Source organism: Pseudomonas sp. 3MAES_34.3B (assembly GCF_058145875.1).
The window spans coordinates 4,913,420-4,935,963 of record NZ_CM176960.1 but is presented as its reverse complement, the minus strand read 5'-3'; the positions used below and the strand labels follow the sequence as shown (position 1 = coordinate 4,935,963).

General features: G+C 62.8%; 24 protein-coding genes. 7 read left to right on the top strand and 17 right to left on the bottom strand.

Annotated elements, in window-relative coordinates; translation table 11 throughout:
- Window positions 1–3: 3 nt before the first annotated feature.
- From AC3Z8Y_RS22175 to AC3Z8Y_RS22140, 8 genes are all read right to left on the bottom strand, one after another.
- On the bottom strand, window positions 4–624 hold the full coding sequence (locus AC3Z8Y_RS22175) for a DUF4136 domain-containing protein (RefSeq protein WP_490087583.1): 621 nt from the start codon (window positions 622–624) through the stop codon (window positions 4–6).
- 27 nt (window positions 625–651) lie between these two features.
- Window positions 652–1,401, bottom strand: coding sequence for a methyltransferase domain-containing protein (locus AC3Z8Y_RS22170; protein ID WP_490087582.1), 750 nt, complete (start codon window positions 1,399–1,401; stop codon window positions 652–654).
- Window positions 1,398–1,703 (bottom strand): MazG-like family protein, encoded by a 306-nt coding sequence (locus AC3Z8Y_RS22165; protein WP_490087581.1) that lies wholly within the window; start codon window positions 1,701–1,703, stop codon window positions 1,398–1,400. Before AC3Z8Y_RS22165 ends, AC3Z8Y_RS22170 begins: the two co-directional genes overlap by 4 nt.
- 46 nt (window positions 1,704–1,749) lie before the next feature.
- Window positions 1,750–2,334, bottom strand: coding sequence for a LysE family translocator (locus AC3Z8Y_RS22160; protein WP_490087580.1), 585 nt, complete (start codon window positions 2,332–2,334; stop codon window positions 1,750–1,752).
- A gap of 77 nt (window positions 2,335–2,411) precedes the next feature.
- Window positions 2,412–3,248 carry an AraC family transcriptional regulator gene (locus tag AC3Z8Y_RS22155; protein ID WP_490087579.1) on the bottom strand — a complete coding sequence of 279 codons (837 nt, stop codon included), beginning with the start codon at window positions 3,246–3,248 and terminating at the stop codon, window positions 2,412–2,414.
- A 55-nt stretch (window positions 3,249–3,303) separates the two neighbouring features.
- On the bottom strand, window positions 3,304–4,179 hold the full coding sequence (locus AC3Z8Y_RS22150; RefSeq protein WP_490087578.1) for a MaoC/PaaZ C-terminal domain-containing protein: 876 nt from the start codon (window positions 4,177–4,179) through the stop codon (window positions 3,304–3,306).
- Between the two features lie 2 nt (window positions 4,180–4,181).
- Window positions 4,182–5,534 (bottom strand): 3-oxoacyl-ACP reductase, encoded by a 1,353-nt coding sequence (locus tag AC3Z8Y_RS22145; RefSeq protein WP_490087577.1) that lies wholly within the window; start codon window positions 5,532–5,534, stop codon window positions 4,182–4,184.
- Between the two features lie 94 nt (window positions 5,535–5,628).
- The gene (locus AC3Z8Y_RS22140; RefSeq protein WP_490087576.1) at window positions 5,629–6,648 is read right to left on the bottom strand and encodes a bile acid:sodium symporter family protein; all 1,020 of its coding nucleotides are present in this window, start codon (window positions 6,646–6,648) and stop codon (window positions 5,629–5,631) included.
- 82 nt (window positions 6,649–6,730) lie between these two features.
- Between AC3Z8Y_RS22140 and AC3Z8Y_RS22135 the strand changes: the two genes are divergently transcribed.
- Entirely contained in the window at window positions 6,731–7,522 is a 792-nt protein-coding gene (locus AC3Z8Y_RS22135; RefSeq protein WP_490087575.1) for an AraC family transcriptional regulator, read from the top strand.
- A gap of 150 nt (window positions 7,523–7,672) precedes the next feature.
- On the top strand, window positions 7,673–8,566 hold the full coding sequence (locus tag AC3Z8Y_RS22130) for a PA4780 family RIO1-like protein kinase (RefSeq protein WP_181118076.1): 894 nt from the start codon (window positions 7,673–7,675) through the stop codon (window positions 8,564–8,566).
- On the opposite strand, the gene cueR is transcribed toward AC3Z8Y_RS22130, so the two are convergent.
- The 3 genes from cueR to AC3Z8Y_RS22115 are packed head-to-tail and all read right to left on the bottom strand — an operon-like array spanning window position 8,563 to window position 11,610.
- On the bottom strand, window positions 8,563–8,958 hold the full coding sequence (cueR, locus tag AC3Z8Y_RS22125; RefSeq protein WP_490090066.1) for a Cu(I)-responsive transcriptional regulator: 396 nt from the start codon (window positions 8,956–8,958) through the stop codon (window positions 8,563–8,565). The genes AC3Z8Y_RS22130 and cueR overlap by 4 nt on opposite strands.
- 10 nt (window positions 8,959–8,968) lie before the next feature.
- A complete protein-coding gene (locus AC3Z8Y_RS22120; protein WP_490087574.1) occupies window positions 8,969–11,164 on the bottom strand; it encodes a heavy metal translocating P-type ATPase in 2,196 nt (731 codons plus the stop codon).
- Window positions 11,165–11,217: 53 nt separating this feature from the next.
- Window positions 11,218–11,610 carry a hypothetical protein gene (locus tag AC3Z8Y_RS22115; protein ID WP_490087573.1) on the bottom strand — a complete coding sequence of 131 codons (393 nt, stop codon included), beginning with the start codon at window positions 11,608–11,610 and terminating at the stop codon, window positions 11,218–11,220.
- A gap of 138 nt (window positions 11,611–11,748) precedes the next feature.
- Here AC3Z8Y_RS22115 and AC3Z8Y_RS22110 point away from each other — a divergent pair, with 138 nt between their 5' ends.
- The 3 genes from AC3Z8Y_RS22110 to AC3Z8Y_RS22100 all read left to right on the top strand — a co-directional run bounded on the left by AC3Z8Y_RS22110 (window position 11,749) and on the right by AC3Z8Y_RS22100 (window position 14,265).
- Complete coding sequence (locus tag AC3Z8Y_RS22110; RefSeq protein WP_181118084.1) at window positions 11,749–11,958, top strand: heavy-metal-associated domain-containing protein; 210 nt, start codon at window positions 11,749–11,751, stop codon at window positions 11,956–11,958.
- A 76-nt stretch (window positions 11,959–12,034) separates the two neighbouring features.
- Window positions 12,035–13,219, top strand: coding sequence for a multidrug effflux MFS transporter (locus AC3Z8Y_RS22105; RefSeq protein ID WP_490087572.1), 1,185 nt, complete (start codon window positions 12,035–12,037; stop codon window positions 13,217–13,219).
- Between the two features lie 314 nt (window positions 13,220–13,533).
- Window positions 13,534–14,265, top strand: a complete 732-nt coding sequence (locus AC3Z8Y_RS22100; RefSeq protein WP_490087571.1) for an ArsR/SmtB family transcription factor — start codon at window positions 13,534–13,536, stop codon at window positions 14,263–14,265.
- A 2-nt stretch (window positions 14,266–14,267) separates the two neighbouring features.
- On the opposite strand, the gene AC3Z8Y_RS22095 is transcribed toward AC3Z8Y_RS22100, so the two are convergent.
- The gene (locus AC3Z8Y_RS22095; RefSeq protein ID WP_490087570.1) at window positions 14,268–15,218 is read right to left on the bottom strand and encodes an adenosine deaminase; all 951 of its coding nucleotides are present in this window, start codon (window positions 15,216–15,218) and stop codon (window positions 14,268–14,270) included.
- A gap of 137 nt (window positions 15,219–15,355) precedes the next feature.
- Here AC3Z8Y_RS22095 and AC3Z8Y_RS22090 point away from each other — a divergent pair, with 137 nt between their 5' ends.
- A complete protein-coding gene (locus AC3Z8Y_RS22090) occupies window positions 15,356–16,447 on the top strand; it encodes a calcium:cation antiporter (protein ID WP_490087569.1) in 1,092 nt (363 codons plus the stop codon).
- 2 nt (window positions 16,448–16,449) lie between these two features.
- On the opposite strand, the gene AC3Z8Y_RS22085 is transcribed toward AC3Z8Y_RS22090, so the two are convergent.
- From AC3Z8Y_RS22085 to AC3Z8Y_RS22065, 5 genes are all read right to left on the bottom strand, one after another.
- Entirely contained in the window at window positions 16,450–17,124 is a 675-nt protein-coding gene (locus AC3Z8Y_RS22085) for an SDR family oxidoreductase (RefSeq protein ID WP_490087568.1), read from the bottom strand.
- A 161-nt stretch (window positions 17,125–17,285) separates the two neighbouring features.
- On the bottom strand, window positions 17,286–17,870 hold the full coding sequence (locus tag AC3Z8Y_RS22080) for an IMPACT family protein (RefSeq protein ID WP_490087567.1): 585 nt from the start codon (window positions 17,868–17,870) through the stop codon (window positions 17,286–17,288).
- Window positions 17,870–18,550, bottom strand: coding sequence for a TetR/AcrR family transcriptional regulator (locus AC3Z8Y_RS22075; protein ID WP_490087566.1), 681 nt, complete (start codon window positions 18,548–18,550; stop codon window positions 17,870–17,872). Before AC3Z8Y_RS22075 ends, AC3Z8Y_RS22080 begins: the two co-directional genes overlap by 1 nt.
- Before the next feature lie 69 nt (window positions 18,551–18,619).
- Window positions 18,620–20,017, bottom strand: a complete 1,398-nt coding sequence (locus tag AC3Z8Y_RS22070) for a uracil-xanthine permease family protein (RefSeq protein ID WP_490087565.1) — start codon at window positions 20,015–20,017, stop codon at window positions 18,620–18,622.
- Between the two features lie 143 nt (window positions 20,018–20,160).
- Entirely contained in the window at window positions 20,161–21,075 is a 915-nt protein-coding gene (locus AC3Z8Y_RS22065; RefSeq protein WP_490087564.1) for a LysR family transcriptional regulator, read from the bottom strand.
- A 113-nt stretch (window positions 21,076–21,188) separates the two neighbouring features.
- Between AC3Z8Y_RS22065 and aptA the strand changes: the two genes are divergently transcribed.
- Entirely contained in the window at window positions 21,189–22,535 is a 1,347-nt protein-coding gene (gene aptA / locus AC3Z8Y_RS22060; protein ID WP_490087563.1) for an omega-aminotransferase AptA, read from the top strand.
- Window positions 22,536–22,544 lie beyond the last annotated feature (9 nt).

Sequence of the window (22,544 nt, the reverse complement as noted above, 5' to 3'; positions counted from 1 at the left end):
GGATCAGCTTGGGGGATAGGCCGACAGGGCACGGCCAAGCGCGACGCGCAGGGCATCGGCACGCTGGCTTTGAGAACCCTGCGCCGACGTATCCGCAGCGGCGTTCCAGACCTCTTGCCCGGTGATACCGTCGAACAGGTGCACCCGAACGACCGTCACCTGGATCTCGTAGGTGCGCACGATCGGTGGCCCGCCGTAGTAGCCGTAAGGTCCATAGCCTCGGTAACCAGGCCCGTAACCCCCGCCGTAGCCGGCGCCATAACCATAGTCATCCTGCACCTGCTGCAGGCGCCGCTCCTGGCGCAACTCTACCGCGACCCGCAGGTCTGGGCGTACGCCCCGCGCCGGGCGCAGCCCACGTTGGTCCAGGCCTGCGCTTACGGCCTCGGCAACTTCTTCCGGTGCCACCCATGGGCTTCCTGCGGGCAGTTGATCGTTTACCCAGCCCCAGCTCCGATAACGTGCGTAATCCCGTGGCGCGGCAGGGTAGGCGCTGGCATCGATGGCTTGCGCGGCAAGTGGCGGCGCGGGCGGTAGCGGCAGCGAACTGGCAACGTAGGGGTTAGGCGCCTGGCAAGCGGCCAGGCCCAGGCAACACAGTAGCGCGGTAATGTGGCATCGCATGGTGGTCTCCAAGGCGATTACGCCCGTTCAGCGGGGCCTGCAAATCCAGTGGAGGTAGCGCCCCAGGCCTGCAAAGGCCGGATGGCGTCGATATTCCAGTTCCATGGCCAACAAGTCCTCAAGGCCGGCCTTGGCTTGAAAATCCGCTGGCATGTAGTCGTGAAACACTCGCACCCCGCTACGGCTTTCGACTCGCCAGGCCGTGGCGAGTTGCGCGTCCAGCGTGCGCGGGTCCAGCGGCGTCTGGGGGGTGAGGCTTTGCTTCTCGCCGGCGAGGGTATCCTGCCGCAGTTTGCGAAAGTGGCCTTTCAACAAGTTGCGGTACACCAGCGCATCGCGGTTATAAAACGCCAGCGACAGCCAACCGCCGGGTGCCACCCACTGCTCGAGCGCTGGAAAGATTGCGGCGGGGTCGGCCAGCCATTCAAGCACCGCGTGGCAAACCACCAGGTCGTAGGGTTGCGTTGTAAGCGAGGAAAGCTCCTGCCAGGAGGCCTGAATAAACGTACCTTCCAGCCCCTCCTCGGCGAAGCGCTCCCTGGCGCCTTCCAGCATGGGGGCCGCAGGCTCGGCGAGCGTGACGTCATGCCCTTGCGCCGCCAGCCAGCTACCCATGTGGCCCAGCCCCGCGCCTACGTCCAGTACGCGCAGCCGTCGCTGGGGCAGGGCTTCGAGCAGGTCGGCCTGGAGCACAGCGAGCCGGATGGCGCCTTTGGCCCCGCCATATATCTTGTTGGCGAAGCGGGCGGCGAGGGCGTCGAAATGTCGATCCTTCATCGGGCAAACCGCGCTTCGCTGTGCTCCAGCTTGGCTCGCACCACGTCATCCATGTTCAGGCCCAGCTCACTGCACAGCAGCAGCAGATAAAGCACTACGTCACCGATTTCCTGGCCGGCATGCGCCAACTGTTCGGGAGCGAGGGTGCGCGACTGTTCTTCGGTCAGCCATTGGAAAATCTCCACCAGCTCGGCCATTTCCACGCTGGCAGCCATGGCAAGGTTTTTCGGGCTGTGAAAGGGTTTCCATTGGTTGGTGTCGCGGATGCGATGCAGGCGCGCGGTCAGTTCTTGCAAGTTCATGGGCCACTCCTAAAGGCCCATAGCTTCATCGTGCGCGCGGCAGGAATCAAGCACGCAGCAGGGCTGCAGCCGATGAAACCACCAGCAACACCGCCAGCACGCGGTTCATCCAGCGCAACCGGGCGGGGCTGCCCAGCCATCGCGCTGCGGCAACGCCCATCACTGCCCAGCTGCCAAGGCAGGGCAACGCCACGAGGAAAAAGACCAGGCACAGTTGCTCCAGCGACTGGCCGTTGGCAGTGAACACGCTGATGACAGCAAGTGCCATCAGCCACGACTTGGGATTCACCCATTGCAACAGCAGCGCACCCAACAACCCCATTTCGCGTGTGTTCTCGGCAGCTGTGGCGTTCAACGAAACCACGGGGGCGGTAAAGATCTGCCACGCCAGCCATAACATCCAGCACAGCCCCAGCGTTGTCATTACAGGGCGCACGCCCGGGACGAGCAGCAAGGCAGTGCCGGCACCCGTGCCCGCGGCCCACACTACCATCGCCGCGCCCGCGCCAGCACCCACGATGATGGGCACGCAGGCCCGCCAGCCGCGGCGGGCACCGGTACTGAGCACGATAAGGTTGGTAGGGCCTGGCGTAATGGACGCGACGAATGCAAAGAGGATAAACGCGAGCATGGGCAACCCCTGCGACAGGAATGGAAGCCCATAGTGTGAAAGGTGGGTAAGGGGTGGGTCTTGAAGGTGCGTGCAGCCTAAAAGGGCCGGCTGGCGAGGTGCTGCTGGTAAGCCCCCGGGCTGATGCCATAGGCGCGGCGGAACCAGCGGCCGAGGTGGCTTTGATCGGCGAAGCCCAGCCGGGTGGCGACGTTGATGGGGGCGACACCGGCGGCCAGCAAGCCACGGGCGCGGCTCAACCGCAACTGGATAAGCCAGGCGTGCGGCGCCAGGCCATAAGCGGCCTTGAAGGCACGGGTGAGGCGGAAGCGGTCGGTGCCACACACAAGCGCGAGGGTTTCCAGGCGGATGTCATGCTCATGGTGAGCCATCAGGTAGTCGCGTGCGCGCCTGGCCACTGCCGGCGCGCGTGGATCGCCCTGGCTATGCCGCTGCCATCGTACTTGCCGGGCAAGGCATTCGAGCAGGCCATCCAAAGCGGCGTCGCGCACCAGCCGCACTTCGTTCTGATGCAATGCGTTGAAGGCAAATACCGTGGCCCGGGCGAGGGCGGGATCATCATGCAATACCGCGCCAATACTGGGCATACCGCTGCCGGGAAGGTCGCCGAACAGGCCGCCCAGCGCACGCTCGAGCCAGGCCGGTTGCAGGTACAACATGCGGTAGGTGAAACCGTCCGGGCTGGGTGCATCGCCATCGTGTATGTCGCCGGGCTCCAGCATGAATACCTGGCCCGGGGTGCTGTCGTGGCGTGCGCGGCGGCTGTTGAAGCGCTGCACCCCCTGCTCGGTGAACCCGATCAGGTAGGTATCGTGCCAGTGCGGGTCGTAGGCATGCGCATGCCCCTGAAAGTGGGCATGCAGGGTTTCGATACCGGTGTCCCGGTCCTGGGCGAGGTTGATCCAGTTGCTCATGGTTGCCAAGGTAGTAGCGGCCGGCGTTCAGTAATCCACACCCGGCCACGGTTGGCTAGAAGGTTTGTGCAGCAGGCGGCGGCGACCATTCGCCTTGCAGGTAGACGGCGCCGTCCCGGCCAGCCAGCTGGAACTGCCCACTGGAGCCTGGGGCGGTTGCGCTTAACAAGGCCTCGCCGGGCAGTGGCAACGGCTTTTCAAACGCAACCCGGATATCCAGAGGCGCTGCCGGCAGGTGCCCTTCGAGGGCGGCCAGGGCGCGCGCTTCACTCCACATGCCGGGGGCGATGGCCTGGTCGAAGCCGAACAGGCGGGCGGTAACGCCGGCAAGGTGGATCGGGTTGAGGTCTCCCGCCACGCGTGCATAGCGCAGCCCAACGTCCTTGCCCACGGGCCACTGGGTCACGGTCTCCATCGGGGCTGGGGCAGCGGGGACGAGCTCGGCTTCCGGCTCCCCTTCAAGGTGCAGGTCGCGGCACAGCAGCAGGCTGCGTTCTTCCCAGAGCATGCCCAAGGCGTCGTCTATCTGGGTAACCAGCGTAAACGTCGCGCCCTGTGAGTGGGCTTGCAGGTGTTCCACGTGCACGCTTGCACACACCCGAGTAACCCCTCCCAGGGGGCGCAGGATCCGGATGTCGTTACGCAACTGCACCAGCCCGAGCAGCGGCAACGGGAAGTCCGGGTCTGTGAGCAGGGCCAACTGCAGGCTGAACGCCAATACGTGAGGGTACGTGGGCGGTAGCAGGGCGCTGTCAGCGTAGCCGCACAGGGTTCGGTAGGCGGCCAGTTTGCGTGGGTTGGGTTCGAGCCAGGCCCGCAACCCCTGGGTGGGCAACTGTTGGCCAGTCACCTTGTTGCGGCGTAGCGCTGCGCGGCTGTAAAGCGTGGCGGTGGGCGGCGGGCTATCGAGTAATTGCCAGGAAAGGGTCATGGTCAGGCTCCTAGGAAGCTTTGGCCGCATACGCGCAACACCTGGCCGTTCAATGCGGCGGCGCCAGGCTGCGCCAGCCAGGCGACGGCTTCGGCTACGTCTTGCGGTTGCCCGCCCTGGCCAAGCGCGCTCATCCGCCGGCCGGCTTCGCGCAGCGCGAAGGGCATACGCTCGGTCATTTGCGTTTCGATGAAACCCGGCGCCACGGTTGCAATACTCCCGCCCCGCGCCGCCAGCGGCTGTGCCATCGCCTCGGCGAAACCGATCAGCCCGGCCTTGCTGGCTGCATAGTTGGCTTGGCCGCGGTTACCACCGATCCCTGTGACCGAGCTCAGCAGCACGATCCGGGGCGCAGCACCGAGAGCGTTGTGCTCCAGCAACGCCTGGGTCAGGCGCAGCGGTGCCTCAAGGTTGACCGCCATGACCGGGTCCCAGTATTCCGGGGTCATGTTGGCCAGCGTCTTGTCCCGGGTTACGCCGGCGTTGTGTACAACGATATCCACCCCGTTGGGGAGGGTGGCCAACAACTCGGTGGCAGCGTCGGCGGTGGTGATGTCCAGGCACAGCGAGGTACCGCCCAGCCGCGCCGCGAGAGCCGAGAGCTCTGCTCGGGCTTGTGGAACATCCAGAAGCATCACGCTGGCGCCGTCGCGTGCCAAGGTTTCGGCAATGGCAGCGCCGATGCCCCGTGAGGCCCCGGTCACCAGCGCGCGCTGCCCTTCGAGCGGCCGCGGCCATTGTCGGGTAGCCACGGGAGCGGGGCGCAGGGTGAGGACCTGGCCGCTTACGTATGCGCTCTTTGGCGAGAGCAGAAAGCGCAAGGCGCCTTCAAGCTGATCCTTGGCGCCCTCGTCCACATAAAGCAGCTGTGCGGTACCGCCCTTGCGAAGCTCCTTGGCCAGCGAGCGGCTGAAACCTTCCAGGGCGCGCTGCGTGGCCCTGGCCAAAGGCGCTTCAAGTGTTTCTGCGGGGTGCCCGAGAATCACCACACGGGCACAGGGTTCCAGCGAGCGCAGCAGCGGCTGGAAGAACACCATCAATTGCTGCAGGTCGGAGGGCTGGCGCAGCGCAGAGGCGTCGAAGACCACAGCCTTCAGCCGAGGGCCGCTATCGGGGGACCAGCCCGCAGCGGAGGGATCCAGTGAAGGCGAAGCGTGCACCGATTCGGCGAAACCTGCCGCCAGGCTGGCGACTTCGGCCGCCAGCGGGCCACCCCCTACCAGTAACGCGCCTTCGACCTCCCGTACCCGCTGGCTATGCCACCGCTCAAGGCGGGCCGGGCTGGGCAAGCCCACCGCGCCAACGAGGCGCCGCCCTATTTCGGTATTGGCGAAGCGGACATAGGGATCGGCCATGGTGGTTCTCCACGCTGAGGTACAGCATGGGACCGAAGCGAAGCCCCGGGCGTTCGATTCGTCAAGCGAACCCGCGCCCCGTTGGTCGCGTGTTTTAGCGAGCGGCCGCCAGCGTTGGCGCGCTCAGCCTTGCGGCCCGCTGGTTGTAGGTTTCAGCCATGATCGAGCACACCACCAGCTGCATGGGGTGGTAGATCATGATCGGCAAGAGGATGAGGCCCAAGGCCGGGTGTTGCCCGAAGATCAGCGCGGCCATGGGCGCTCCGGCGGCCAACGACTTCTTGCTGGCACAGAACACGCCTGCTACCTGATCGCCATGATCAAACCCTGCCCACCGAGTAACCCGGGTTGTTAGCAGCAATACCACCGCCAGCAGCACGGCGCTGCCAAGGAACGCGGCGAGGATCACGGTACCGCTTTGCTGATCCCACAGCCCGGACAACATCGAATTGCAGAAGGCCGAGTACACCAACAACAGAATCACGCATTTATCCAGAATATTGGTATAGCGCTTGTGGCGCGCCAGGAAGGCGCCCACCCAGCGGCGAGCGATCTGCCCGAGCACCAGCGGGGCCAGCAGCATCAGGCTGAGGTTGAGTAGGGTAGGGCCTAGGTCGATCCCGCCTTGGCCAGTCCCGATGGCGAGGCTTACCAGCCAGGGTGTGATGAAAATGCCCAGCACGCTCGACAGGCTGGCATTGAGGATAGCGCCAGGCACGTTGCCCCTGGCGCTGCCGGTGAGCGCGACCGACGACGAAATGGTGGAAGGCAGCGCGCAGAGGTACAGGAAGCCAAGCATCAGCATGGGCGGCAGCGAACCGCCGCCAAGCTGCTTCGCGCCCAGCCACAGCAGCGGAAACACCACAAAGGTGAACCCTTGAACCATTACGTGAAGCCGCCAGTTGCGCAGGCCGCGGCCGATCTGCTCGCCAGACAGGTTCGCCCCGTGAAGGAAGAACACCAGGAACACACCCACGTTGATGACCTTGTCCAGGTGCAGTACCCCGCCACTTCCGCCGTACCGTGGAAAAACCCACGCCAGCACGGTAGCGAGCACCATGCCGCAGAGGAACCAGTCGGTAACGAGTTTCTTCAGATGTTTGAGCACAGGCATAAATGACCATCGGTAAGTGACGTTGCTGACGTAGGAAGGTAACGTGAAGGCCATTAACCGTCTTGCGACAATAAGCCAGCCGATGACGCCGAACGGACACTTTGCACCACGCCCTATTCCAGACCTCGCCCAGCTCCCCCGGCCCCTCTTCGCCCGGGCGGAACAGTTGGGAGCGGGCGCCTGGACGCCGCGCCACAGCCATCCGTGGGTTCAGTTCTCTTACGCGATCAGCGGCGTGCTGGCGGTGCACACCGAGCAAGGTAGCTATTTCGCACCGCCCCAATGGGGCGTGTGGATCCCTGCGGGGGTAGAGCACTGGGTAAACAACGCCGGCGAGGCCCAGATGCGCAGCCTCTACGTCGATGACAGCGTGGCGGGCGTACCGTCGCCGCGCTGCCGTGTACTCGAAGTCACGCCGTTGACGCGAGAGCTGATCAAGTCGTTTTCCTGCTACAAGCACGACTACCCGCTGGGAAACAGCGCCGAAGCCCGCCTCAGCGCGGTATTGGTCGACCAACTGCACGGCTTGAACGAAGTGGCGTTCTCGGTACCGCTGCCCCGCCATGCCGGCCTGCTGCGCCTGTGCGAAGCGCTGATTGCCCAGCCGGATGCCGCCTGCTCGCTCACAGCCTGGGCGCTGGCGTTGAATGTGTCCGAGAAAACCCTCGCGCGGCTGTTTCAGCGAGAAACCGGCCTCACCTTTCGCACCTGGCGCCAGCGGGTACGTCTGCTCGCCTCCCTGGGTACGCTCGAAGCAGGTAGCAGCGTTACCCAGGCAGCGCTTGCCTGCGGCTACGAATCCACTTCGGCATTCATTGCATCGTTCAAGGCTTTGTTCGGTTCAACGCCAGGTGAGGTGTTCCGGGGGAATTAGCCTGAGCCGTGTCGGTCTTGTTGCAATAAGTCGCAAAACTGGCGAGGCGTTTGCATTCGTGACGCTGCTGGGAGAGCATCCTGCGCTGCGAGGCACGATTTGCCTTCCACCCTTTTGCTGTTCGGTTAAAAAAGGACCCTTGAGCAACCGATGAAGACGCCAAAACGCCTTGAACCCTTGATCGAAGATGGCCTTGTCGATGAGGTGGTGCGCCCACTGATGAGCGGCAAGGAGGCAGCGGTGTACGTGGTGCGCTGTGGCAACGCCCTGCGCTGCGCCAAGGTCTACAAGGAAGCGAACAAGCGCAGCTTCCGCCAGGCCGCCGAATACCAGGAGGGCCGCAAGACCCGCAACAGCCGGCAAGCACGCGCCATGGCCAAGGGCAGCCGCTACGGGCGCAAGGAAACCGAAGACGCCTGGCAAAACGCTGAAGTGGCCGCGCTCTTCCGCCTGGCAGGCGCCGGTGTGCGGGTGCCCAAGCCTTACGACTTTCTGGACGGTGTGTTGTTGATGGAAATGGTAGCCGACGAGTACGGCGAAGCCGCGCCTCGGCTCAACGACGTGGAACTGGATGCTGACCAGGCCCGGGAATATCACGCGTTCATCATTCGCCAGATCGTGCTCATGCTGTGCACCGGCCTGGTTCATGGCGACCTGTCGGAGTTTAACGTGCTGCTCGGGCCAGACGGGCCGGTAATCATCGACCTGCCCCAGGCGGTGGACGCGGCGGCCAACAACCATGCCTTCAGCATGCTTGAGCGCGACGTGAACAACATGGCGCAGTACTTCGGTCGCTTCGCCCCTGAATTGAAAGCAACCCGTTATGCCAAGGAAATGTGGGCCCTGTACAAGGCGGGCACGCTACTGCCGGAAACCCCGCTCACCGGTGTGTATCGAGAAGAAGAAGTAAGCGCGGATGTACGCGCGGTAATGCGTGAGATCGAGGCGGTGAAGCGCGATGAAGCCAGGCGCCAGGCTGCGCGCGCCGAGCAGGATGCCCCTGCCGACGCCACGGAAGAACCGACGCCGCCCTGGCTTCGCTAGCCCGCAGGCGTGGTGAGGCGGTCGAGTATCGCGCATTGCGAGGCCGCATTGCCCTGACACTGTTCCGCCAGGGCCTGCAGGCTGTCGCGCAGGGCGATCAAGCTACTGATGCGCTCATCGAGTTCGGTGATATGCCGCCGCGCGACGGTTTGCACGTCGGCACTGGCACGCGCGGGGTCGCGTTTGAGCGCCAGCAGCGCGCCTACGGCATCCAGGCTGAAGCCCAAATCGCGCGCGCGCTTGATGAACGCCAGCGTTTCCAGCGCTTCAGGGCCATACAAGCGGTAGCCGCTGTCGCTTCGCATGGCGGCAGGGAGCAGGCCGATCTGTTCGTAATGGCGGATCATCTTTGCGCTGAGCCCGCTGCGCTTTGCGGCCTGGCCAATATTCAGAGGTGACATTTCAGCGTTCCTTCAGGGTGGGCGGCACCCATGTGTTCAATAGCAGCGCGTTGCTCACCACGCTCACGCTGGAAAGCGCCATGGCGGCGCCTGCGAACACCGGGCTGAGCAGGCCCAGGGCGGCAAGAGGAATGCCTACCAGGTTATAAGCGAAGGCCCAGAAGAGGTTCTGATGGATCTTTCGCTGAACCTTGGCTGCGATGCTCAGCGCGGCCGGTACCAGCCCGAGATCGGCCCGCGCCAGCACCACTGCACCCGCTTGAGCCGCCACGTCGGTAGCGCCCCCCATGGCGATACCGATTTGCGCGGCGGCCAACGCGGGTGCGTCATTGATACCGTCGCCTACCATCGCCACGGGCCCAGTGGCCGCGAGCTCAGTTACCCGCTGGGCTTTCTGGGCAGGTAGCAGGCTGGCCTGGACGTCAGTGATGCCTACCAGGCTTGCCACCCGCGCCGCGCTTCCAGGGTTGTCGCCGGTCAGCATATGGCACGTGATGCCTAGCTGCGTAAGCGCTTCGACCGTTGCCCTCGCTTCGGGGCGCGGGGTGTCGGCGAACGCCATGGCACCAAGTACCCGCGGCTGCGGGCTCTGCTCCAGCAGCCAGGAGACGCTCATGCCCTGTGCTTCCCACTCGCCAGCAGCGGTTTGCAGTGCTGGTGGGCACGCGACGTGGGGCTCAAGCAAGCGAGCGCTGCCGAATACAAGCTGGCGGCCGTTGACCTGGCCCGACACGCCGCGCCCCGGCAACGCCGTGACCGTTTGTGCTCTCGCGACCTGGGTACCGCTGGCCACGCAGGCACGTTGCACGGCTTGCGCCAGAGGGTGCGTGCCACCTGCAGCGAGGGCGCCGGCCAGGGCCAGTACCGACGGGTCGCAGGGGGCCACCGGCAGCAGGGCTGTCAGCTCGGCCTTGCCCTCGGTGAGGGTGCCGGTTTTATCGAACACTACGTGGCGGATCCGGCCAGCGGTTTCGATCACGCTCACATCCCGAATCAGCAGCCCATGCCTGGCTGCCACGCCGGTACCCGCAAGGATCGCCGCCGGCGTCGCCAGCCCAAGCGCGCACGGGCAGGCTATTACCAGCACGCTCACCGCCGTCACCAGCGCATGCTCTATCGAACCCCCGATCAGGTACCAGACGATGAATGTTGCCAGTGCCAGCAGCAGGATCGCGGGCACGAATACGCGGCTGACCCGGTCAACGAGACGCTGCACGGGTGCTTTTGCCGCCTGGGAGGTTTCTACCAGGCGGATGATCCCTTCCAGCAGCGTTTCCTGCCCGGTAGCCTCCACCTCCACGACCAGCACGCCTTCGCCATTGAGCGTGCCGCCACTGACCTTGTCGCCGACGGCTTTGCTCACCGGCAGCGCTTCGCCCGACAGCAGAGACTCGTCTGCCGAGCTATGGCCTTCGATCACACGGCCGTCGGCGGCAAAGCGCTCACCGGGTTGCACTTGGAGGTAATCGCCCTTGCGCAAGCGGGCCAGCGGCACGTTGAGGGCAACGCCACCCTCCAGCCGCGTGGCCGTGGCAGGCCGCAAGGCCTCCAGTGCGCGAATGGCCCCTGCCGCCCGGCGCTTGGCACGGGCTTCCAGGTGTTTGCCCAGCAGCACAAGCGCAATCACCACGGCAGCGCTTTCAAAGTAAAGGTGTGGCGCCTGCCCCGGCGTGGCCTGAGCCCACAGAAACAGGCTGAGGGCGTAGGCAGCGCTGGTGCCCAACGCCACCAGCAGGTCCATGTTGGCGGCCCGGGCACGCAGTGCTCGCCATGCTGCGGTATAGAAGCGCGCGCCCGCCAGAAACTGCACAGGGGTGGCAAGCGCGAACTGCACCCAAGGTGGCAACATGAGCGTTACGCCCAGCGGCATCAGCAGCATTGGCAGTACCAGAGGAATGGCGAGGGTAAATGCCAGCGCGAGCTCGATGCGTTGCTGAAACTCATGGCGCTGCCGGGCATGTTGTTCGGCAGCTGAATCCGCTGCGATCTGCGCCTGATAGCCCGCGCGAGTAACGGCTTCAATAAGCCTGGCTGGACCCACGCTGGCGTCCACGTAAACCTGTGCTCGCTCGCTGGCCAGGTTCACGCTGGCGCTGTGCACGCCTGTCGTTTTTAGCAATGCTCGTTCCACGCGCCCGGCGCAGCTGGAACAGGTCATGCCGTGGATCGAAAGCTCAAAGGTTGCGGGGTGCGCCATGGTTCATGCCTCCTGCGAAAGCATGAAGCCTCAACCTTACCCCGCTGGCAAGGTCAAGGAGCGTAGTCGAGCGGGGCGGCCTTCAGGAAAAGCCCCTGCGGACCAGTTGCGATACGGTACTTACGAATGTCACCCGCTTGCAGGGTGAGGGTGGTCGAGCGCTGATCGCCCACGATCCCCGGGTTACAGCCCGGCGCATTGCCCGGCAGGATCTGCAAGCGGACCACCAGCGGCCCGGGCGGCAAGTTGTAGGATACCGTTTGCTCCGGGAACAGCCGGCCGACCAGTTGGTCTTGCATGTACAGGCCGATTTCACAGGGCGTGCCTACTTCCAGACGCTCTCGTGAAATGATCAATACCCCATAGCCCTGCGGCCCGTCGGCGAACGCCGGCGCCAGCGGCACCAAACCGAGCAACACAAGAAGGAAAAGGAACGGCCTGCGCATGGTAATGGCTCCTGGGCGAGAACGACCTTCTAAGCTTGGCGGAGCCCGCCATGGATTACCAGCCCGGCCGATTAACGAAAAACTTGACCTTGCCACGGGGTAAGGCGCAAGGCTTTTATCTTCACCCAAGGAGGTTATATGCAGTATTTCAACGTTCAAGGCATGACCTGCCAGCACTGTGTGAAGGCGGTGGGCGAGGCGATTCGGGAGCTGGACGCCGATGCCCGGGTAAGCGTGGACCTCACCGCCGGCCAGGTAGCCATCGACAGTGAACTACCGGTGGAACGCCTGCTGCGTGCGATCCAGGACAGCGGCTATGACGCTCAGCCCGCTGGGGAAGTGCGGTAGGGTATGGGGGAGTTTTTCGGATTGTTCCGGTGAGCTCGCGCTACACTAGCGAGCTACCTATACAACCGATTGCCCCATGAACCTTCGAATCATTCTGATCCTCGGCGCGCTCAGCGCCTTCGGCCCGTTGGCCATCGATTTTTATCTGCCCGGCTTTCCGGCCATGGCGGCCGCCTTCGGGACGGACGAAACCCGCATTCAGAGCACACTCGCCTCTTACTTTCTGGGGCTGTCTTTCGGCCAGTTGATCTACGGCCCCGTCGCCGACAGGTTCGGTCGGCGGGTTCCACTGCTCGTCGGCGTAGGTGTGTTTACCGTCGCATCGCTGGGCTGCGCCTTCGCGCCTTCGCTCGAAGCACTGGTGTTGTTGCGCTTCGCGCAGGCGTTGGGAGGCTGCGCGGGCATGGTGCTTTCCCGCGCCATCGTGACGGACTCCTGCGACACCATTGGCGCCGCCAAGGTGTTCTCGCAATTGATGCTGGTGATGGGCCTTGCGCCTATTCTTGCGCCAGTGCTGGGTGGCTTTCTGGTCAATACCACCGGCTGGGAATCCATCTTCCTGGCCCTTACCCTGTTCAGCGGTTGCTGCGCGGTTGCGGTGTACCTGGGGTTGCCGGAAAGCATGCCGGCCGACCGCCCGCGCCTGCCACTCAGCGGCGCGCTGACTCAGTACGCTCGATTGCTCGGCGACCTGGGCTTCGTAGGCCATGCGCTCACCGGCGGTATCGCCATGGCGGGCATGTTTGCCTATATCGCCGGGTCCCCGTTTGTGGTGATCAAACTCTACGGCGTGCCTACCGAGCATTTCGGCTGGGTGTTCGGCGCCAACGCGGCGGGCTTCATTCTGGTTGCGCAGATCAACGCACGGTTGCTCAGCCGGCTCGGCCCACACGCTTTGCTCAAGCGGATGGTGTGGGCCTACCTTGCCGCAGGCGTTGTGTTGCTGGCTGTGGCTGCGCTGCGGCCCGTACATCTATGGCCTTTGCTGGTGCCGTTGTTCGCCTGCATCGCAAGCCTGGGGGCCATCCTGCCCAATGCTTCGGCGTGCGCCATGGCCGGGCAGGGCCCTCGCGCGGGGAGTGCTTCGGCCATGCTGGGCTTCCTGCAGTTCGTGATCGCCGCGGTATCGTCCACGCTGGTAGGCGCCTTGGCGGACGGCTCTGCTGTGCCCATGGCCTTGGTGATCGCCACCTGTGGCGCCCTTACCGTGGTGGCGTCGCTGATGACTCAGAGAATCGTGGCGACTCGCGCCCGAGCCTGACGCCCGCAAGACGCAAGCTTTAGTCGACGGCAGTTCACCGACTGGCGGCGTAGGCTTTTTTACCGGGCAGCGTCATCCGTTTCCTATCCCGGTAAGGGGATAAGGGATCAAGGTGCCCTGATTCGCTGGCTGGATCCTAAAAGTGCGCTTGCAGGAAGCGCGCGCAACCGCGCGGTGTGTACGTGAAGCGCTGCGCTCATACGTTGCGGGCGCTTCCCTTGGCCAATTTTCCCCCTGAATGCCGTGCTTATAATGCGCTGGATTCGCTGGCGCGTCCCAGTGGCGGCCGGCCCTCATACAGGGAGTGAATGAACATGGAATACGTACCTCGCATCAGCCGAATTGCCACGTTACTGGCCGACCCGAAGCGAAGCGCCATGCTATGGGCCCTGATCGACGGCGCTACGCGAGGGGCCGATGAGTTGGCGAACCTGGCGGGCCTTACCCCATCTTCGGCGAGCGCGCACTTGTCCAAGCTTTCCGCGGCGGGCCTGCTCAAGCGCGAAGCCCGAGGGCGCAAACGCTTCTTTCGGCTTGCTGCGCCGGAAGTGGGCATGGCCGTAGAGGCATTGGCGTCGGTACCGGCTGTCACTCGGGGGGCGGAACTGCCAACCGAGAACACGCTCGCTGCCGAACAGTTACCTGGTACTTGCGAAGCGCTGCGCAAGGCAAGGATATGCAAGGACCATCTCGGCGGGGAAGTTGCCAGCGCGTTGTATCAACGGTTAATTGAGGCGGGATGGATCGACACCGCTTCTGGCTCCAGCCTTACGCCAATGGGCGTAGTCGGCCTCGCCAGCAGCGGCATCTACGTTCAGGCGTTCGCCCAGCGGGGCTGCCTGCAGGTAACCACATGCTGCGACTGGTGTGATGGCGCGCCGCATTTGAGTGGTGCCTTGGGCGCCAGCCTGCTGCAGCTTTTTTTGCAGAAAGGCTGGGTGCGCAAGGCTGATGACGGCAGGGGCCTGCGGGTAACGCGGGTGGGGCAGGGCGAGTTGGCCCGGCTGGGGCAGCCGACTGCCAACCGCAGGCTGATCACCGTGTAACGTTATTTCACCAGGCGCGCGTCCAGGCTGTTTTGCGCCAGGCGCCGTGCCTGATCCTCGGTCATGCCCAGGTGCGTGTGCAGGGCATGGAAGTTTTCCGTTACGTAGCCGCCGAAGTATGCCGGGTCGTCAGAGTTGACCGTCACTTTCACGCCCCGCTCCAGCATGTCCAGAATGTTGTGGTCCGCCATGTCATCGAACACACAAAGCTTGATATTGGACAGCGGGCACACGGTAAGTGGGATCTGCTCGTCGATGATCCGCTGCATCAATCGCTCGTCTTCGATCGCTCGCACACCATGGTCGATGCGCTGGATATGCAGGAGGTCCAGGGCTTCCCAGATGTATTCGGGCGGGCCCTCCTCACCGGCATGGGCAACGGTAAGAAAGCCTTCGGCGCGGGCGCGATCGAATACACGCTTGAACTTGCTGGGCGGGTGACCTTTTTCAGAGCTGTCCAGCCCTACCGCTACGAAAGTGTCCCGGAACGGCAGCGCCTGGTCGAGGGTACGCTCGGCTTCCTCTTCGCTGAGGTGGCGAAGGAAGCTCAGGATCAGCCCGCTACTTACGCCGAGCCTGGTCTTGCCATCGCGAAGGGCCGCGTTGATGCCGTTCAGCACCACTTCGAACGGAACGCCTCGGTCTGTATGGGTTTGAGGGTCGAAAAAAGGCTCGGTATGCACGACGTTCTGGGCCTTGCAGCGCTCCAGGTACGCCCAGGTGAGGTCGTAGAAGTCCTGTTCGGTGCGCAACACATCGGCGCCCCGATAATAAAGGTCCAGAAACTCCTGCAAGTTGTTGAAGGCATAGGCCGAGCGCAGGGCGTCGACATCAGCCCAGGGCAAGGCGATGCGGTTACGTTCGGCCAGGGCGAACAGCAGCTCAGGCTCCAGGGAGCCTTCCAGGTGCATATGCAGTTCAGCCTTGGGAAGGGTGTTGAGCCAGTCGTACATAGGGAAATCTCTTGAAGTCATGACCGGGCATTTTACGCGCGTAATGCGTGGCACGCACGGTCGCGGATGTCGCGGCGAAACCATCGCGGCGGTGTAGCAGTCAGTACTACTTCCACGCCGTTAATGAAAGGACTGCCATGCTCAAGCACATCATCGAGGAAAAGTTTCTGTTGCTTGCACTGGCGGCGGCGATCGTGGCCTATCCGCTTGAACCATTGATGGTGCATAGGGGCCAGGGCGTAGCCTTGCTCAGCGCCGGCTTGCTGGTGGTTGCGATCATCTGCGCTTCGCTTCGGGTGGCACACCATGCCGAAATGCTCGCCGAGAAGGTCGGGGACCCCTACGGCACCATGATCCTTACCTTGGCAGCTGTACTGGTGGAGGTTGTGATCCTTGCCATCATGATGAGTAACACACCCTCGCCAACGCTTGTACGCGACACCATCTACTCCGCAGTAATGCTCGATATCAATGGCATTCTAGGGCTGGCCGCGCTGATGGGTGGCCTCAAGCACGGGGAGCAGAGCTACAACGATGATTCGGCTCGCACTTACAGCGTGATGATCCTCACGGCGATGGGCGTGTCCATGGTTGTGCCGGAATTCATCCCGGAGGGGCGCTGGGCGTTGTATTCCGGGTTCACGATCGGCGCGATGTTGGTGCTGTACAGCCTTTTCCTGCGCATGCAGGTAGGGCCGCATAGTTATTTCTTCAGCTACAACTACCCGGAAAAAAAGCGTCGCAAACCTTCCACTGAAGCCGAAGAAGCGCCCGTCCGTACCGGGTTCTCTATCGGTGTGCTGGTGTTTGGCGTTGTGGTCATCGGTGCCTTGGCCGAGGTGATGTCCAAAGCCATGGACGTTGGCCTGGAAGGCAGTGGCGCGCCGCCGGTATTGTCGGCAATCCTCGTGGCGGCCATTTCCGCTGCGCCGGAGATACTTACCGCGCTACGAGCCGCCCTGGCCAACCGGATGCAGTCTGTAGTGAACATTGCCTTGGGCGCCTCGCTGTCCACGGTAATCCTGACGGTACCGGTGATGGAGGCGATGGCGTTGTACACCGGTCAGCCGTTCCAGATGGCCATGACGCCGGTGCAAACCGTCATGGCCTTCATCACCCTGCTGGTATGCGCCATCAACCTGAACGACGGGGAAACCAATGCCATCGAGGGTATGACGCATTTCGTGTTGTTCGGTACCTTCGTGATGCTCTCGTTGCTCGGGCTTTAACGCTACCAGGCAAGGGTTTCGCCTTTGTAATTGATGAAGTGAAGCCCGCCCCGCCCGGAAAACGCCTCGAGCTGCTTCACCATGCCCTGGGTGCTGGTATCCACATCGATGTCCGCCTGGGGGCCGCCCATGTCTGTCTTCACCCAGCCCGGGTGCATGCACAGCACGGTAGGCCGTGGCGCGGCCAGCTGGTTCACGAAGGAGTTGACCATCGAGTTGAGCGCGGCCTTGCTGGCCTTGTACAGCGGGACCTCCAGGGCGTCAGGTGAGGTAACGGTGCCCAGCGTCGAACTCATGAACGCCATCACGCCGCTTTCGGGCCTCACGTTTGCCGCGATCCGCCGAGCCAACCTGATCGGCGATAGCACGTTGGTAGTGAACAACGCTGCGATATCCTCAGGGGACACGTCATCCAGCGCGGTAGTAGGCCCCATCACGCCAGCATTCACGAAAATCACATCGAATACCTGGCCTGTCAGCTTCTCGGCAAAGGCGTCGAGGCTAGCAAGATCGTTCAGTTCAAGCTCGAGTACGCTTGCTGCATTCCCCAAGGCGACGGGTGCCTGGCCTCTTACCGTTGCCGTCACCCCCCAACCTTCTGCAGCAAGGCGTTGCACAAGGCCCAGCCCCAGCCCTCGAGAGGCGCCGATGATAAGTGCTTGCCTGGTACTGGCCATGGTAGTGGTCTCCGAAATGAGGAAGTGGAAAGCATACGCTCGATAAGGGTAGCTTTAGGTGATCATAAAATAACCAGAGGCTTGGAAGCCCCGAGAGCAGTGGGCTTCAGCGACCTACACAGAGTTTATCCACAGGCAGGCGCACAGTGGATGTGTACAAATCAGGCTGGGGATAGGTGAATACGTCCGCGGCTCAGCTGCGCCAGGTGATCGCCTAACTCCAGTGCCCGGGCCGGCGGCGCAGCCAGGTGCAGGGATACACCATTGGCTTCAAAGGATTCGCTTAGTACTTCGCCACCGGTTTCGGCGATGCGCAGGCGTACCAGGGCCAATTCGCTGAACGTGCATTCACAGGTAAAGGCAGAACGGCTGATCAAGGGTTGTTTGATGGCGTGCTGCAGGCACTTGTTGGCACAGCCACCATACGCGCGGGCCAGGCCACCGGTGCCCAGTTGAATGCCACCATACCAACGCGTGACAACCACCATGACCTGATCACAGCCCTGGGCTTCGATGGCGGCAAGGATGGGTCGCCCGGCAGTGCCTCCAGGCTCGCCGTCGTCGCTGCTTCGGTACTGCGTGCCGATTTTCCACGCCCAGCAATTGTGGGTGGCCTGGGGGTCGCCATGGGTTTGCAGAAATACCGACGCATGCTCCGGGCTTTCGATGGACCCTGCGATCGCGAGAAAGCGGCTTTTGCGGATTTCCTCTTTATATTCACTCACCGCCAGCAACGTGCACGGCATCAGCGAGGAATACCTGCTGAAGGCGGAAGCGTAATACCGCAGCCGGTAAGAATGATATGGATCAGGTTATCCGCAGCCTGGTCGAAATCCGCGCGAGTCAACCGGGCCTTGCCTGTCACTCGGCAAATCTGGCTGGCGAAGTCTGCGTAGTGTTGCGTGCTGCTCCATAGCAGGAAGATCAGGTGCACGGGATCTACCGCGTGCATTTTCCCCTCGGCTATCCATTGTTCGAACACCGCCGCCCGGCCCTTGAACCACAGTTGATAGTCCTGGCTGAAGTACTCGCTCAGGCATTGCCCGCCACTGATGATTTCCATGGCGAAGATACGCGAAGCCTGTGGATGGCGGCGGGAAAATTCCATCTTGGCGCGTATGTAGCGGGTGAGCGCTTCGGCCGGGTCATCAGCGCTGGTGAGGTTGTTGAAGGTGCTGTCCCATAACTCGATGATATTGCTCAGTACAGCGATATAAAGGCCAAGCTTGTTGGTGAAGTAATAATGCAGGTTGGCCTTGGGCAGGTTGGCCTTGGCCGCGATCGTGTTCATGCTCGTGCCTTTGAAGCCATGCCGGGCGAATTCATCCTCCGCCGCCTTGATGATCGCTTCTTCGTTCTTCTGGCGAATGCGGCTGGGCGGCTTGCCGTCGGGCTGAGCGCTGTGGGCGGGAACATGCAGGGGCATAGGTCTTCCAGGGTTACCTGTGGGGCGTTGAGCTGCGTTGATAACGCACCCACAGGCAACAGACAAGCGTTAAAGGCGCTTTTCCACCGCAGCGGCGGCACCCGCGGGATGAAGCGGCGCAATCGCCTCGCCTTGGCGGGGCAAGATCAGGCTAAGTACCAGCGCGGTTACCCCGCCACTGGTGATGGCGGAGTCGAACAGGTTGCGCACCAATGCAGGCATATGGTGCAAAAGTTCGGGCTGGGCAGCGATGCCAAGGCCTACGCCGAAAGAGGTAGCGACGATCAGCATGTTGCGTCGGTCGAGGGCGTTCTGCGCAATGATCCTTACTCCCGCCGCTGCAACGCTACCGAACATCACCAAGGTGGCCCCGCCCAGCACCGGTTTAGGAATCTGCTGCAATACAGCGCCAATGGCTGGGACAAGCCCCAGGATGAAAAGAATGGCACCGATGTACAGCCCCACGTAGCGGCTGGCAACGCCGGTGAGCTGGATCACACCGTTGTTTTGCGCAAAGGTGGTGTTGGGAAAGGCACTGAAGGTTGCCGCAATCATGCAGCTAACGCCGTCGCCGAGCACGCCGCCCTTCAATCGGGCCACATATGAGGGCCCTTGCAATGGCTGGCGTGACAGCATGCAGTTGGCCGTAAGGTCGCCGACTGTCTCGATACTGCTGATCAGATAAATCAGGGCGATGGGCAGAAATACCGTCCAATCGAACGCAAAGCCGAAGCGGAACGGTATCGGCAGGGTTAGCAGGGGCAAGGCGGGCAGCGCATGGGGTACCAGTTTGCCGCTGAACCACGCCGCTATGCTGCCCGCTACCAAGCCAATGACAATTGCTGACAAACGTAGCCACGGTGATTCCGAACGGCTGAGCACCACCACGATCACGAGCACCAACCCACCCAGCGCCAGGTTGCCTGGTGCGCCAAAGTCGGCCGCACCGAAGCCCCCACCGAGGTCGGTGATGCCGACCTTGATAAGGCTGATACCGATAAGCGTGATGACAATGCCTGTCACCAAGGGCGTGAGCACTCGGCGCATTTGCCCTATGAAGCGGCTGAGCACTACCTGCACCAGCGAGCCGAAGAAGCAGATCCCGAAGATCATCGCCAGAATGTCCTCCGGGCTACCTCCGCGCTGCTTGACCATGAAGCCCGCCGACAGGATCGCACCCAGGAACGCGAAACTGGTGCCTTGCAGGCAGATCATGCCAGCGCCTATGCCCCATGGCCGGCGCGCCTGGATAAACGTGCCTACACCGGAAACCATCAGCGCCATGCTGATCAGGTAGGGCAAGTGCTCACCCAGCCCAAGCGTTGAGCCGATGATCAGCGGCGGCGTGATGATCCCGACGAAGCTGGCGAGCACGTGCTGCAGCGCCGCCAGCATGGCTGGCAGGGGGGCGGGCCGATCCTCGAGGTTATAGAGCAGGTCCGGGTTGACCGATTCTTCAGGTGGCATGCTGCAAGGCTCCAGTGCGGGCGCGCGAGTAAGCGGCCGATGGAATCCATCGTTGCAAGAACCTGTCCAACTGCTCAGTTTTTTATGTTGGACCTTCTCGCAGCCCCAGGCAGGCAAGGGGTTTGGCGGGCTGCGAAGGCAATCTACCGGGTAGCCGCCAGCTGTTCGAGAAAGCTTTCCAGCACCAAATGTGGGCGCCGCCCCTTGCGGGTGACCCATGAGAGGCTCAAATCGTAGAAGCGCTGTCGCGCTTTCAAGGCGCGCAGCCGCCCCTGCTGCACCCACGCTTCGGCGTAGTGATCAGGTAGGTAACCGATGTAGCGGCCGGTGAGGATAAGAAACGCCATACCCTCCCGGTCCGAGGCGCTGGCGCTGCAGTTGAGCACCTGGTAGTGAGCCTGGATTTCGCCTGGCAAACGAAACGTCGGGGCAATGGCTTCCTGGGTGTTCAGCCGGCCATCGTCAAGGGTGGCGTCGTCGGCATAAAACAAGGGGTGGCCTACCGCGCAATAGAGTGAAGAGCGCTCGCTGTACAAGGGCTGGTACTCCAACCCTGGCAGGGCGCTGGCTTGCGGGACCACCCCCACGTGAAGGCTGCCGTCCAGCACGCCTTGTTCCACCTGGCTGGGTGCGATCATGCGGATGTTGATTCGTACATCCGGCCCTCGCTCCTTGAGTTGCGCCAAGGCATGGGTAATACGCATATGCGGCAACGTGACAAGGTTATCGGTCAAGCCAATGTTCAATTCGCCGCGAAGGTGCTGGTGCAGGCCGTTCACTTCCGTGCGGAAGTTTTCCAGCGCGCCTAATAACTGCAGCGAAGACTGGTACACCTCACGCCCTTCCTCGGTCAGTGAGAAGCCTGCCCGGCCGCGCTGGCACAGCCGCAGCCCGATACGCTGCTCCAGGTCGCTCATCTGCTGGCTGATGGCGGAGCGGCCAATGCCAAGCACGTTCTCGGCCGCTGAGAACCCACCGCATTCCACAACACTACGGAAGATCCGCAACAGTCGAATATCAAAATCGCTGACCTGCGCCAAAGGCTCTCGACGGCTCATTGTTTAGTCCCGCTCAGCCTGAAGATTGGAAAAACAAGGTGTTTCGGACTTTATCCGCGTGCGAACGTAGCCGCAATCACCAACGCACGCTGCCATCCTCAAAGAGGTCTCAGATGAACATGCCAGAGAATGCACCCGCCGGGCTGGCGAGCCAGCTCAAACTGGACGCCCACTGGATGCCGTATACGGCCAACCGCAACTTCCAGCGCGACCCTCGGATGATCGTGGCGGCGCAGGGGCGTTACCTGACCGACGACCGCGGCCGCCAGATCTATGACAGCCTCTCTGGCCTGTGGACCTGCGGTGCCGGCCATACCCGCAAGGAAATTCAGGAAGCAGTTGCCCGCCAGCTGGGCGTGCTGGATTACTCGCCTGCTTTCCAATACGGCCATCCGTTGTCGTTCCAGTTGGCCGAGAAAATCATCGACCTTACCCCCGGTGATCTCAACCATGTGTTCTTCACCAACTCGGGTTCCGAGTGTGCCGATACAGCGGTGAAGATGGTGCGTGCCTACTGGCGGCTCAAGGGCCAAGCCACCAAGACCAAGCTGATCGGCCGCGCGCGGGGCTACCACGGCGTGAACATCGCCGGCACCAGCCTGGGCGGGGTGAACGGTAACCGGAAGATGTTCGGGCAACTGATGGACGTCGATCACCTGCCTCATACCCTTCTGCCGGCCAACGCGTATACCCGCGGCCTGCCCGAGGAAGGCGGAATCGCCCTGGCTGACGACCTGCTGCGGCTGATCGAACTGCACGACGCCTCCAACATCGGTGCAGTGATCGTGGAACCCATGGCGGGTTCGGCGGGTGTACTGCCGCCGCCCAAAGGCTACCTCAAGCGCCTTCGCGAGATCTGCGACCAGCACAACATCCTGCTTATCTTCGACGAGGTGATCACAGGCTTCGGCCGTACTGGCAGCCTGTTTGGCGCAACTACCTTCGACGTAACGCCAGATTTGATGTGCATCGCCAAGCAGCTCACCAATGGCGCTATCCCCATGGGCGCGGTGATCGCTCGCAGCGAGATCTATCAAACCTTCATGGCGCAGCCCACGCCTGAATACGCGGTCGAATTCCCGCATGGCTATACCTATTCCGCTCACCCGGTGGCGTGTGCTGCCGGTATCGCCGCGCTGGATTTGCTGCTCAAGGAAAACCTTGTGCAAAGCGCGGCTGAGTTGGCGCCGTCCTTCGAAGCGTCGATTCATGGGGTAAAAGGCGCCAGGCACATTGTGGATATCCGCAACTTCGGGCTGGCCGGGGCAATCCAGCTGACTCCGCGTGATGGGGATGCAATCGTGCGGCCGTACGAAGCGGCGATGAAACTGTGGCAAAAAGGCTTCTATGTTCGTTATGGCGGCGACACCCTGCAGTTCGGCCCGACCTTTAATGCTACCGCCGAAGAAATGAGCAGCCTGTTCGACGCAGTGGGCGAAGCCCTCAACCAGATCGACTGATAACGGAGC